General features: G+C 51.7%; 13 protein-coding genes. 8 read left to right on the top strand and 5 right to left on the bottom strand.

Annotated features, from left to right (window positions below; all coding sequences use genetic code 11):
* Positions 1 to 24 precede the first annotated feature (24 nt).
* From lepA to QBE55_08475, 5 genes are all read right to left on the bottom strand, one after another.
* On the bottom strand, positions 25 to 1,830 hold the full coding sequence (gene lepA, locus QBE55_08495; protein WZL77607.1) for a translation elongation factor 4: 1,806 nt from the start codon (positions 1,828 to 1,830) through the stop codon (positions 25 to 27).
* Between the two features lie 102 nt (positions 1,831 to 1,932).
* Positions 1,933 to 2,238 carry a hypothetical protein gene (locus QBE55_08490; GenBank protein ID WZL77606.1) on the bottom strand — a complete coding sequence of 102 codons (306 nt, stop codon included), beginning with the start codon at positions 2,236 to 2,238 and terminating at the stop codon, positions 1,933 to 1,935.
* Positions 2,239 to 2,249: 11 nt separating this feature from the next.
* Complete coding sequence (locus QBE55_08485) at positions 2,250 to 3,458, bottom strand: stage II sporulation protein P (GenBank protein ID WZL77605.1); 1,209 nt, start codon at positions 3,456 to 3,458, stop codon at positions 2,250 to 2,252.
* A gap of 87 nt (positions 3,459 to 3,545) precedes the next feature.
* Positions 3,546 to 4,523 (bottom strand): GPR endopeptidase, encoded by a 978-nt coding sequence (gene gpr, locus QBE55_08480; GenBank protein ID WZL77604.1) that lies wholly within the window; start codon positions 4,521 to 4,523, stop codon positions 3,546 to 3,548.
* 203 nt (positions 4,524 to 4,726) lie between these two features.
* Positions 4,727 to 5,029, bottom strand: coding sequence for a thioesterase (locus QBE55_08475; protein ID WZL77603.1), 303 nt, complete (start codon positions 5,027 to 5,029; stop codon positions 4,727 to 4,729).
* A gap of 24 nt (positions 5,030 to 5,053) precedes the next feature.
* On the opposite strand from QBE55_08475, the gene QBE55_08470 reads away from it, so the two are divergent.
* The 8 genes from QBE55_08470 (at position 5,054) to rpsT (ending at position 12,953) form a co-directional block, all read left to right on the top strand.
* Complete coding sequence (locus QBE55_08470; GenBank protein WZL77602.1) at positions 5,054 to 5,272, top strand: hypothetical protein; 219 nt, start codon at positions 5,054 to 5,056, stop codon at positions 5,270 to 5,272.
* Positions 5,273 to 5,295: 23 nt separating this feature from the next.
* Positions 5,296 to 6,834: an NAD(P)/FAD-dependent oxidoreductase gene (locus QBE55_08465; protein WZL77601.1), complete on the top strand. Its 1,539-nt coding sequence runs from the start codon at positions 5,296 to 5,298 to the stop codon at positions 6,832 to 6,834.
* A complete protein-coding gene (locus QBE55_08460; protein ID WZL77600.1) occupies positions 6,831 to 8,006 on the top strand; it encodes an iron-sulfur cluster-binding domain-containing protein in 1,176 nt (391 codons plus the stop codon). Before QBE55_08465 ends, QBE55_08460 begins: the two co-directional genes overlap by 4 nt.
* Before the next feature lie 86 nt (positions 8,007 to 8,092).
* The gene (locus QBE55_08455) at positions 8,093 to 8,725 is read left to right on the top strand and encodes a TetR/AcrR family transcriptional regulator (GenBank protein ID WZL77599.1); all 633 of its coding nucleotides are present in this window, start codon (positions 8,093 to 8,095) and stop codon (positions 8,723 to 8,725) included.
* Between the two features lie 94 nt (positions 8,726 to 8,819).
* The gene (locus QBE55_08450; protein ID WZL77598.1) at positions 8,820 to 11,561 is read left to right on the top strand and encodes an FAD-dependent oxidoreductase; all 2,742 of its coding nucleotides are present in this window, start codon (positions 8,820 to 8,822) and stop codon (positions 11,559 to 11,561) included.
* Positions 11,554 to 11,901: a hydrogenase maturation nickel metallochaperone HypA gene (locus QBE55_08445; GenBank protein WZL77597.1), complete on the top strand. Its 348-nt coding sequence runs from the start codon at positions 11,554 to 11,556 to the stop codon at positions 11,899 to 11,901. The genes QBE55_08450 and QBE55_08445 overlap by 8 nt, the downstream gene beginning before the upstream one ends.
* Positions 11,902 to 11,918: 17 nt before the next feature.
* Positions 11,919 to 12,617 (top strand): hydrogenase nickel incorporation protein HypB, encoded by a 699-nt coding sequence (hypB, locus tag QBE55_08440; protein WZL77596.1) that lies wholly within the window; start codon positions 11,919 to 11,921, stop codon positions 12,615 to 12,617.
* A gap of 57 nt (positions 12,618 to 12,674) precedes the next feature.
* Complete coding sequence (gene rpsT, locus QBE55_08435) at positions 12,675 to 12,953, top strand: 30S ribosomal protein S20 (protein ID WZL77595.1); 279 nt, start codon at positions 12,675 to 12,677, stop codon at positions 12,951 to 12,953.
* The last annotated feature ends 109 nt before the right edge of the window (positions 12,954 to 13,062 follow it).

Genomic DNA, 13,062 nt, shown 5'->3' with positions numbered 1-13,062 from the left:
GATCTTCCTCATCATAACGTTTCGTCAATCCAGCTTCAGGACAGCCATAAACGCTTCCCTGGGTACTTCCACAGAACCAATCTGCCGCATTCGCTTCTTGCCTTCCTTTTGCTTTTCCAACAGCTTTTTCTTTCTGCTGATATCCCCGCCATAGCACTTGGCCAATACGTCCTTGCGGAGGGCCTTGACGGTTTCCCTTGCAATGATCTTATTGCCTATGGTCGCCTGAATCGGGATTTCAAACATCTGTCTCGGAATGACTTCCTTCAGCTTTTCCGCAATGGATCGGCCTCTTTGGTAGGCCTTTTCCCTGTGAACGATAATGGAAAAGGCATCCACCATTTCCCCGTTCAGGAGAATATCCAGCCGGATCAGATCCGACGCCTGATAGCCGGTCAGTTCATAATCCAGGGAAGCGTATCCGCGGGTCCTGGATTTCAGGGTGTCAAAGAAATCATAGATGATTTCATTGAGAGGAAGGTCATAGGTCAGAATCACTCTGGTTTTCTCGATATATTCCATGCGCTTGTACATACCGCGGCGTTCCTGACAGAGCTCCATGATGGTACCCACATATTCCGAAGGGGACATAATCTGCGCCTCAACCACCGGTTCCTCTATGGATTCGATCTGGTCTGCCGGCGGAAGATTGGTGGGGTTGGAAATTTCCAGCCTGTTTCCATTGGCTTTCTGTACCTTGTAAATGACACTGGGAGCCGTTGCAATCAAATCCAGATCATATTCCCTTTCCAGACGCTCCTGGACAATCTCCATATGCAGCAGGCCGAGAAATCCGCAGCGGAATCCAAAACCCAGTGCCGCCGAGGTTTCCGGCTCAAACAGCAAGGAACTGTCATTGAGCTGCAGCTTTTCCAGCGCTTCCTTCAGATCGTTGTACTTTGCACCGTCTGCCGGATAAATACCGCTGTATACCATGGGAGTGATCTTCTGATAACCGGGAAGCGGCGCCTTTGCCGGCCGGTCTGCAAGCGTCACCGTATCCCCGACTCTGGTATCCCGCACATCCTTCATGGCAGCCGTGATATATCCCACATCCCCTGCCTGCAAAACCTCCGCCGATGCCGGATTGGGACGGAAAATGCCGACATCCGTCACGTTGAATTCCCTGCCCGTTGCCATCATGCGAATCCGGTCCCCGGTGCGGACCGCTCCCTCCATGACCCGTACATGGGCAATCACGCCGCGGTAACTGTCATAAAAGGAATCAAAGATCAAAGCCCGCAAAGGAGCGTCCTGGTCTCCTTCAGGAGGAGAAATCTGCCGGACAATGCTGTTCAGCACATCTGTAATTCCTGTCCCGTTTTTGGCCGATATCAGGGGAGCATGCCCGGCATCCAGGCCCAGAACATCCTCAATTTCCTTTCGAACCAGCTCCGGCCGGGCACTGGGCAAATCAATCTTGTTTATGACAGGGACGATGTCCAGATCATGCTCCATGGCCAGATAAACATTGGCCAGGGTCTGCGCCTGGATCCCCTGTGTGGCATCCACCACCAGAATGGCTCCCTCACAGGCAGCAAGGCTTCTGGAAACCTCATAGGAAAAGTCCACATGCCCGGGGGTATCAATCAGGTTCAGAATATACTCCTCCCCGATCGGGTCCCTGTAAACCAGACGTACCGCCTGGGCCTTGATGGTAATGCCCCGTTCCTTCTCCAGATCCATGGTGTCCAGCACCTGTTCATCCATTTCCCTCTCTGTCAGTACACCGGTCTCCTCCATCAGTCGGTCAGCAAGGGTGGACTTCCCATGGTCAATATGTGCGATAATACAAAAATTACGAATCCTGTTCTGCCTGTTCCCGGGCATATATGGAAATGCCTCCCCCTCTTAACTTCATTTTCTCTTCTGCATCATACTATATCATAAAGAATTGTGAAGAAAAATGCAATACTCGAATCCTTCTGCTTTTCAGTTTTTTACGATTGTCCGGAGAACATCCAGAATCTTTCCCAAAACCTTTTCCGCAAACATACAAACGGGGTCCACGATTCCGGCAGGCGACGGAGCCGGCATATCTTTTACAACATCCTGCAGAGCCTGTCCCATGCTCCGGAAAGAAAACAGGCTGCCTGCATTCGGCAACCCCAGGATCTTCCGCATGGTATCATATGTAATCCCGATTCCTGTCAGAAAGAGGATCATGCAGCCCAGAAGGGACAAACCCATCCTTCTTTTTCTCCTGCGCCTGAGCCGGCTCCTTTCCATACGGGTCAAAATATTCCACCTCATTCTATAATTTGGCTGATGGCCTCCGCCAGATATTTGCTGGACCGGTCCGCTTCCGCCAATGTCGTAAGGTTGCTCCCCACTTCAATCAGAATGCTGTTGGTGGAAATATGCTGATTGTACCGGCCCCTCTTATAAAGGACTTCCTTGGCGAGCCCCGGATGCAGCTCATTGATCTTGTTGGTTAGCTTGATCCCCAGCTTGGCATTTTCCTCCCACTTCGGCTTTTCGCTGAAGCCTCCCACAATCCCTTCCCCGGTTCCGATGACAACCATCACCTTTGCCACACGTTCTCCGTTGATCATGGCGACTTCCTGATCCGCTTTTGCCTTGCTTTTGGTATCGTAGCCGTTGCGGTGAAGATCAATGAACATCTGCAGGGAATCATGCGCTGCCTTCTGACTCTTCAGGGTTTTCAGGGACTGGGCATAGGAAGAGTTGTACCCGGCTGCTTCATGGTTGGTCGTATCGTGCAGAACCGCGATTCCCCTTTCTGTCAGTCGTCGTGCCAACGCCTCCCCGACCTTCACCACTGAATGGTTGAGATCATCCGTCCGGAACGCCTCAGAAGACGCTTCCCTGTATGGATCCCTGGGATCCTGCTGATAGGATTCCCTGGTATGGGAATGATAGATCATAATTTTGGGTCCCTGTCCGGATAACACAAGCGGCTGCTGATCCACCTTGATCTGATCAATCTTGATCCTGGCTCCTTCGGATACATCGGAACTGCCGCCTTCCTCCGAATCTGCGTCGCCCGTCTTTGTGCTTTTGTCCGCATTCCCATCGGGCAAAGCCGAAGAAACTTCCACTGCATTATCCGGAGTATCCGGCGTATAGGAGGTGTTGTCGGGAAGATTCGACTCGTTCCCGAGATAGGGCATGGAATAATTGAGAATCGTCCTCGGATCCCGGATGCCCCCCCTGCTGATCCGGTGCCAAAGAGCGGAAAAGAAATTATCGGAACCCCGATTCTCCGCAGCCAGTGCGGAAAACCCTCCGTTCAGCATGGCTTTGTAAATGGAATCTCCTTTGTTCTCCCCGCTTTCGGCCGGGGGGCTCTCCTCCTCTTCCTCCGCTGCAGAATGAAATCGGACCGGATTTCCGGAAAGCAGCCTCCAGGACAGGAAACAGACCGCCACCACAAGAACCGTGATAACCACAAAGTAAATTAAACCGGATATTCGCATGACCTTGATCCGAACCATGCTTCCACCTCATCTTCCCGTTTTTCAAAACAAAAAACAATCTTCCCCGTTTCTCTATTTTATTCACGGAAGGAGGGATTATGACTGTCAATGCAGATAGCGGTTCACATCTTCCAGTGTCATGCCCTTGTTGACCGCCAGATTGATCCCGTCTGCAATAATGTCCGCCACATCGTCAATCAGAACGTCCACTTCCTTGGGCGTTACCACCAGATCCCCCATACCCTGGGTCACCACTTCGCTGACCAGACTGTCCAGATGCTGTTCGTCCATGGACTTCAGCATTCTGGAAAATCCACTCTCCGGTGATGTGTTGTCAGACAGCTCCTGAATCAGCATTCCCAGCGCGTCCCGCCCGATGGTATGTGCATACACCACGGTCGGGATGCCGATGGCAAGGGTCGGTACCCCCAGGGTCTGCTGCGTGAGTCCCATTCTTTTATTTCCGATCCCCGATCCGGGATTGATGCCGGTATCCGCCACCTGAATCGTGGTGGCAATCCGATCTGTCTTGCGGGATGCCAGGGCATCGATGGCGATCACTAGGTCCGGATGAACTTTATCCACAATTCCCTTTAGAATCTCGCCGGTCTCGATTCCTGTAATTCCAAGAACCCCGGGAGCTACGGCACAGATAGAGCGCATGCGGTCATCCACTTCGTCGGGAACGTACTCAAAAATATGCCGGGTGACCAGAATGCGGTTCACCACCTTCGGGCCCACCGCATCGGGTGTGACATTCCAGTTTCCAAGCCCTGCCACCAGTATGACACTGTTATCGTTTAAATGCACCAACCTGCGTATTTCGGCAGCCAGCTGCCCTTTGACCCTTTCCCCGTATTGTGGATCCCCGTCCCGGATCCCGGGAACATCCAGGGTAATATAGTTTCCCATGGGTTTGCCGATACTTTCTTCCCCCAGTTTGGAAACCACCTCCACCCTTGTTACGTTGATATCTTTTTGCCCGGCATTTTCCACCCGCACACCCGGAATTTCATATTGGTTATCTTCCTGGGCCATTTCCCTGGCTTCCACCGCCAGGTCGGTCCGAATGGTTCTCTTCATTAGCCTTCATCCTTTCTGCTCTCCATGGATATCGTTAGATATCGCTTTTATCCATGAATCTGTATTATCTTTATTTTCACCCCTGCAGTGGGTTTTATTCCTGAATTTCATGGAGTCGGAATGAAAGAAAGAATGAAAAAGCCAAATAAATGCAAATGCATATGGGCAAGGTTCCCTATGAAATGTTTCTGCCGGAAAACTTCCTATTGAAAAATGGCGCGGACAGCAAAGATTTGCCTGCCGTCAAAACAGCCTTTTACAAAAAGCAGGCGATCCTCTAAAAGCCAATGGATCGTCACCGTCTGACCGGTTTGCACCTCCGAGACAAAATTGATCTGCAGACTGCGGATGATATGGCAGCGATGAAACGCAACATCCAGCAAATCATCCATCCAGTCTAGATAACAGCTGTTGTTCATATGCCCGTTGAGATCGGTTTCGCTGTACTGAACCGTCCGTTCGGCCGTCTCCGGAAACACAGAAGGGAACACCAGACTTTCGGGCATGGCCGCAGGCTCGTTCAGGAGGATATGAAGGGATTCGGAGTGGAAATCAAGGAAATCGTCAATGAAAAAAGCTGGTATTACTTCCCGCATGTAAGCCCCTCTGATTACGCGGCAGGCTGGTACGAAAATGTGGAAAACATGCAGGGCAGGCGAAATACCTATTATGCAGGGGAAGTCATGAGCTTCGGCGATATGGATGAAACTGCAGAGTACTCCAAAGGAATTGTGGAACGGTTTTTTTAATATCTTAAAAGGAGACAAAAGCCTTGAAGTTTTTTAAGGATCAATACGATGTGATAATTATCGGCGGCGCACTGGCAGGCCTGGCCAGTGCCCTGACCCTCTCCGGAAAGGGCATGGATGTGCTTGTGCTGGAGCAGCATAACCTTCCGGGCGGGCTGGCCACCAGCTATGTCCGAAACGGATTCGAGATAGAAGCGACCCTGCACGAAATGATGAGCATCGGGCCAAAGGAGCATCCCTTTAAAATACGGAAGTTCCTTGATGAAATGGGCGTGGACATCACCTGGCTCCGGGTGCCGGAGGCGTATCGCGTTATACTCCCAAACAGCGGGATAGACGTTACGGTCCCGGCGGGATTTGAGAAGGTGGCCCGGGCCGTGGAAGCACGCTGCCCCGGACAGGGGGAGAAAGTGATGAAACTGCTGCGTCTCTGCCAATCCGTGACGGACAGCGTAAATATCGTATCGGTAACGCCGATGAGCAAGCCCATGATGCTGCTGAAACATCCGGATCTGGTCCGGACAGCCGGGTACTCCGCCATGGAGGTTCTCGATACCTTCGGCTTTTCCAGGGAAGCCATTGAAATCCTGTCCCCGTATTGGATCTATGTGGGAAATCCGCTGTCCACCCTCCCCTTCACCGTGTTTGCCGTCCTTCTGGCGGATTATTTCGGCGGCGGCAGCTATATTTGCAGAGGCTTTTCCCATGAAATGTCACTTGCAATGGCGGAACGTGCAGAGGAGCTGGGAGTCCAGATCGAATACCGCCAGCGGGTGGAAAAGATACTGGTAAAGGACAACAGGGTATACGGCGTCCGTACTCGGCGCGGGGATGAAATCCATGCGGATTACGTAATCAGCGGCGCTTATCCCCACACGGTCTATTCCTCCATGATCGAGCCACGCAGTGAAGTGCCGGAGGGCGCTGCCAGGATGCTGAATGGCAGAAAAATGTCCCTGACCTGCTTTTCGGTTGCCATGATCCTGGATGATACGCCGGAAAATTTCAACATTCATTCCTACAGTGTGTTTACCGGCCCGACAATGGATACCGAAAAGATCTGGAAGCAGCTTCAGACCCTCGGTCCTTATGAATATCTGGCAGTCATATGCCTGAACATGGCGAACCCCAAAGCGGTGCCGGAGGGCTATACCCAGCTCTCCATCACTTCCCTGCCCAGGGCAGAGCCATGGTTTGAGGTAAAAGCCGAAGACTATTATGACGTAAAGCGGAAAGTGGCAAAGCAGATGATTGAAGAATACAGCAAGATCCTTGGAGTGAATCTGTTGGATCATATCGTGGAGATCGAGACAGAAACGCCGATGACGGTTGCCCGCTATACCGGAGCATGGAACGGCGGGATTTACGGTTTTGCACACAACCAGGATGACAATATTGTCGCCCGGCTCGCCATGCAGGAGGAAGACAGATTCATTTCCGGCCTTGAGTTTGCCGGTGCCCATGCCATTTCCGGCAACGGCATGTCTCCTTCCATTACCAACGGAAGAAAGGCGGCAAAAAATATTCTGGATGACGTGGCAGCAGGGGAGGCGGGCAAATGAAGGTACATGGATTTCTGAAAGATATTGGAGGCGCCGGACGGGTGACCCGGCGCAGGCGCACCATTATTCAGCATGCCGGCAGTCAGATGATGACGCGGGATCCGATCAATGAGACCGCAGCGAAGCTGCATCCCCGGACCATTGCACTCCGGGTCACCAGAATCCGCCAGATATCCCCCACCGCCCGGGCCTTCCGCTTCGTGCCGCAAGACACACCGCTGCCGGTATTCCAGGCAGGGCAGTATCTGAGCATGGATTTTCAGATCGGAAAGACCATCACAACAAGGCCTTATTCAATTTCTTCCGCTCCGTTTGAAGCGCGAGGCCCGAATCCTTTTGTGGAGATCACGGTCCGGAAAAAGGGAAGCACTTTTGTGCCGGATTATCTGTTCGGTCATGTAGAAGCCGGGGATGTCCTGACCGGTTCCATGCCCCATGGCCAGTTTTATTACGAGCCCCTGCGGGACGCTGAAAACGTCGTGGCTCTGGCAGGCGGCAGCGGCATTACGCCTTTTTACTCAATGGCACGGGAAATTGCTTACGGCAAGCTGGATTTCCACCTTACCATACTTTATGGCAGCGCCAAAGCAGATGACATTATTTTCAGAAATGAGCTGAATGCCCTGGAGGGTCCGAAAATCCATACAGTGCATGTCCTCAGTGAGGACCCTGCCTGGAAAGGGAACAAGGGCTTTCTCACTGCAGAACTCATCAGAAAATACGCAGAAGGGGACACCACCTATTTGATCTGCGGGCCACAGGCAATGTATCAATTTGTTGAAAAGGAACTGAAAACGCTGCAAATCCCACGCAGGCGGATCCGCCGTGAAGTGTTCGGAACCCCGAAGGAAATTGCAAAATATCCCGGATTTCCGGATGCTGCCATCGGCAAAACATTTCAACTGACCGTCCGGCGGGGAATTCACGAGGATACACTCCCTGCAAAAGCCGAAGAGCCGGTGGCAATTTCCCTGGAACGTGCAGGAATCCCCATCGGAACGCACTGCCGAAGCGGGGAATGCGGATTTTGCAGAAGTCAGATTATTTCAGGAAACCTGTTTGTATGCCCGGACGGAGACGGAAGACGAAAAATGGACCGGGAGCGGGGATGGTTTCATCCCTGCGCTTCATACCCGGTCAGCGATCTGACCATCAAAATACCCATTCTGTGAAGATCATGAGTATCATGGTGCGGTAAGGTGATGATAGGATAAGATGATGATAATGAGATGATAATACAAGGACAAAGGAGCTCTTCATGCCACGGAAACAGACAACCCAACAGGAAAAAGAGGATCGCCGCCGCACCCTGCTAAAAACCGCCCGCCCGATTTTTGCAGCTCATGGCTATCGCAGCACAACCATTCATGCCATAGCCAAAGCCGCAAACTTCAGTGTAGGCACCGTTTATCTTACCTTTCCCCACGGGAAACAGGAGCTTTTCAAAACACTGTACGAAGAAAGCCTGGACCTTCTGGCGGACAGCTTTGATGAAGCACTCCATATCCCCGCAACGGATTTCCGGGGGCGTATCTGTATTCTCCTTTACAGCTACATCAACTTTTACCGGCATCAGCACCCGAACTATCTGATCCTGTCCGAAGGGCTACGGGGCAATAATACTGTCATTGCCGGGGATCGCCGGCTGAAAGAAAAAGGCATCTGCATCCTGCATCAGCTGGAGCAGCCCATAGCGAAAGGAATTCAGCAGGGGATCGTCCCTGCCGGCAACATATTCCAGACCGTGGTAACGCTTTGGGCGATGTTTGACGGCATCCTGATGCTGGCGGAAAAAGTGCGTATCAACGAACTGGATCTGGGGCTCCGGGACTGCTATGTCCAGGGCATCAACATCATACTGGACGGATTGCTGACAGATGAGAAGGACTGAGAAACGCAACAGGAATAAGAGGCAAAGAAACAAAAAGTGATTTCAGAAGTTCAGAAATAAGAAAAAGGGGTGGAATAACTTGGAGGATGGTACCATGGTAAAAAAGAAAGTGCTTCGGCTTGCCAACAAAATCACCGTGGAATCAAAAACCGGTTTGCGAATCAAGCCGACGGATCCGGAATATCGGATTCTGGAACCTGTGGTGACAGAAGAAATGGCGGAAGTGGGCCTTGCCCTGAAGGTCCGTAAAAGTCTGCCTCTGGAAGAAGTCGCCGGGAGATGCGGCAAATCCCCGGAACGGACCAGCCAGCTCCTGTGGGATCTGGCAGACGCCGGCGTTGTCATGATCAAAACAGTCGACGGAACCGATGGCTACTGGCTGCCGATCTGGGTTCCGGGAATCATGGAAATGATGGTGGGCAATAAGAAAAACGTAGAGAAATATCCGGTTATCGCAGAATGTTTTGAGGAATATACCCGACAGAGAACGGCAATTATGGCGCCGAACCTTCCCACCGGCAAAGGCGTCATGCGTGTCATTCCCGTGGAACAGGCCATAATGAGCGAATCCAGAGCGGCGTCCTATGAAGAAGTCTCCCGCCTGATCAATGAAAACGATATGATCTCAGTAACGGATTGCTCCTGCCGCAGATCCAGAAGGCTCATGGGAGAAGGATGCGGCCATCTGGAAAAGGATATGTGCATCCAGCTGGGGCAGGGAGCCGAAATCTATGTCCGAACGGGGAAAGCCCGGAGAATCACAAAAGAAGAAGCCTTCGACATTCTCAGACGAGCAGAGGAAAACGGCCTGGTTCATGAGATCACCAATGTGGACGGCGACGGGAATGCGCACGCCATATGCAATTGCTGTTCCTGTTCCTGCTTTTCCCTGCGCATTGCCAAACTGTACAATACACCGGATATGGTACGTTCCAATTACGTATCCCATGTGGATCCGGAGAAGTGTGTGGCATGCGGGCAATGTGTTGAAAACTGTCAGATGAATGCTTTGAAGCTGGGGCAAAAGCTCTGTGCGAAAACACCGCTTCCGGAAAAGAAACGGGATCTGCCGTATGATTCGGTATGGGGAGAAGACAAGTGGGATCCGGACTATCGCAACGACAGGGAAGACGTTGCCGAAAGCGGTACCAGTCCCTGCAAGACAGAATGCCCTGCCCATATCGGCATTCAGGGGTATATCAAGCTGGCAGCCCAGGGCAAATACCGGGACGCACTGGAACTGATCAAAAGGGAAAACCCCTTCCCGGCGGTATGCGGACGCATCTGTCCGAGAAAATGCGAATCGGCCTGTACCAGGGGAGATGTGGATGATCCGGTGGCCATTGATGAAATCAAGAAATTCATCGCGGAACAGGATATGAAGCAAGAGCATCGCTTTGTACCGGAATTACGACACCACTATGGGAAAAAGATTGCCGTGATCGGTGCCGGTCCGGCAGGCCTGTCCTGTGCCTACTTTCTGGCAATCGACGGTTATCGTGTGACCGTATTTGAAAAGCAGCCGGTACCCGGCGGGATGCTGACACTGGGGATCCCCTCCTTCCGGCTGGAAAAGGATGTGGTTCATTCAGAGATTGATATTCTAGAGGAACTGGGGGTTACCTTCCGGATGGAAACGGAAGTGGGAAAGGATATCAGCCTGGAGGAACTTCGCAGCCAGGGCTATGAAGCATTTTATCTGGCCATCGGCGCACAGACGGGACGAAGCCTGGGAGTCGAAGGAGAAGAGGCGCAAGGGATCGTTTCCGGCATCGCATTCCTGCGCAATGTCAATCTGGGCAGGCCCTCCGGGCTGAAGGGCAGGACCCTGGTCATCGGCGGCGGAAATGTAGCCGTCGACGTTGCAAGGACTGCCGTTCGCGCCGGAGCCGATACGGTTGACATGTTCTGCCTGGAAAGCCAGGAGGAAATGCCTGCCCTGGAAGAAGAAACCGAAGAAGCCGCGGCAGAAGGCATCACCATCCATAATTCCTGGGGACCGAAACGCATGATCACGGAAAACGGACGGGTAACCGCAGTGGAATTTATGAAATGCGTTTCCGTATTTGATGAAGCCCATCGTTTCCGCCCGAAATACGATGAGAACAATACGGTTCTGGCAGATGCGGACAACGTATTGCTTTCCATCGGACAGTCCATGGACTGGGGAGACCTCGCAAAAAACAGCCGGCTGGTCATCAACCGGAATGGCACCGTCCAGGCAGACCCGTTTACCTGGCAGACCGAGGAGCCCGATGTGTTTGCTGGCGGAGATGTGGTGACCGGGCCGAAATTTGCCATAGATGCCATAGCTGCAGGCAAGGAAGGCGCCATTTCCATCCACCGCTTTGTCCAGCCCGGGCAGAGCCTGACCATCGGCCGCGACCGGAAAAGGTATCATGCGCTGGACAAGGATAATATCGAGCTGGGGGATTATGACTCCACCCGCCGGCAAAGACCTGCATCCGTCGACCACAGCAAATCCAGAACAACTTTCCGGGATCTGCGTGGTGCGTTTACAGAGGAACAGGTCAAAAGGGAAACGGAACGCTGCCTTGGATGCGGCGCCACGGTCGTTGACGAATATATGTGCGTGGGATGCGGAATCTGCACAACGAAATGCAAATTTGACGCCGTTTCCCTGGTGAAACGATACGATGCTGCCGGACAGCCTTTTGAGAAGCTTCTGCCGACCCTTGCCTCGGGCATGGTAAAACGCGGTGCCAGAATTGCCGTCAAAAGTGCAAAGAATGTAATAAGAAGGGATCCGAAACGGGAAAGCCGCCCTATGACAGCAAACAGGAAGGATACATTTAGAGGGAACACCGGTGCATGAAATGGGCATCGTACTGAATATGATCGAAACTGTGGAGCAAATCGCAGCGGAAAACCATGCGGAAAAAATCGGAAGCCTGGTCCTGCAGATCGGGGAGCTGTCCACTGCCATTCCGGTCTATATGAAGGAATGTTTTGATATGGCAAAGGAGCAGACGATTCTGGAGGATGCGGAGCTGATCATCGAAATCATTCCCGGCAACGGAGTTTGTCAGGACTGCGGCAAGGTATACAACATTGTGAAAAGCAACGCAAAATGTCCCCGCTGCGGAAGCCGCATATGGGAATGCATTTCCGGCAGGGAGCTGCTGATCAAGGAAATCGGAGTATATGAAGCATAAACCAGAGGAGGATTCAGATGGAAAATAAAAAGCTGAAAGTCATTGAAGTAAAGGAAAGTGTACTGAAAAACAACGATATGCAGGCGGAGAAGCTGAGAAAGCAGCTGAAAGGCGAAAAAACCTTTCTGCTCAATCTGATGTCTTCTCCGGGTTCCGGAAAGACCTGCACGGTCCTGCGCACCATTGAAAAGCTAAAGAATGAAATGACTATTGGAGTCATGGAAGCAGATATTGATTCTGCCGTAGATGCCGAGAAAGTATCGGAAACGGGAGTCCGTACCATCCAGATCCATACCGGCGGAGCCTGTCATCTGGATGCAGAAATGACGGGACAGGGTCTCCTCGCAATTAATTCCGGAAATCTTGATTTTCTGATCCTGGAAAACGTGGGCAATCTCGTCTGCCCTGCTGAGTTTGACACAGGCGCATCGAAAAATGCCATGATTCTCAGTGTGCCGGAAGGAGACGACAAGCCACTGAAATATCCTTTGATGTTTTCGGAAGTGGATGCGTTGCTTATCAATAAAATTGACTGCATGGACTATTTTGATTTCGACGTGGAAGCGGTAAAGGAAAGAGTCCGCAAATTAAACCCGAACGCTGCCATATTTGAAATCTCGGCAAAAACAGGCGAAGGCTTCGACAAATGGGCGGACTGGCTGCGCAGGGAAGTTAGTGCCTGGAATGGGGAAACGCAGGATTTTTCCCTTGCGTAACAATTCTTTACATGGTACAATATGTTTTGTTGATTTTTTATCGGGGAGGTGAAGAATTTGCCAAATATCAAGTCCGCCAAGAAGCGGGCAAAAACATCCCAGGCCAGGACCTTGAAGAATCAGATGGTCAAGTCGGAGTTAAAGACAACGATCCGGAAGTTCAATACGACTTTGCAGGACAAGGGCTTCGAGGATGCACAGGCTCTCTGTCCCAATGTTGTTAAGACAATTGATATGGCTGCCGCAAAGGGTGTCATTCATAAGAATGCAGCCAATCGCAAAAAGGCAAAACTGGCTCTTCGATTGAATACAGCCACTGCTGCTGCCCAGAAATGACGACAGCCAAAGAGCGGCAACAAAAATTACAAAAGAGAAAAAGCAAAAAGAACATTTGCAGAATAGAACGGTCAGGAAAAAAGCTTCCAATATCAGGAAGCTTTTTTGT

It is taken from the genome of Eubacteriales bacterium mix99 (assembly GCA_038396605.1).
GTDB lineage: Bacteria > Bacillota > Clostridia > Caldicoprobacterales > DTU083 > UBA4874.
Note: the sequence above shows the minus strand (reverse complement) of the source record. Positions and strands in the feature narration are given on the sequence as shown.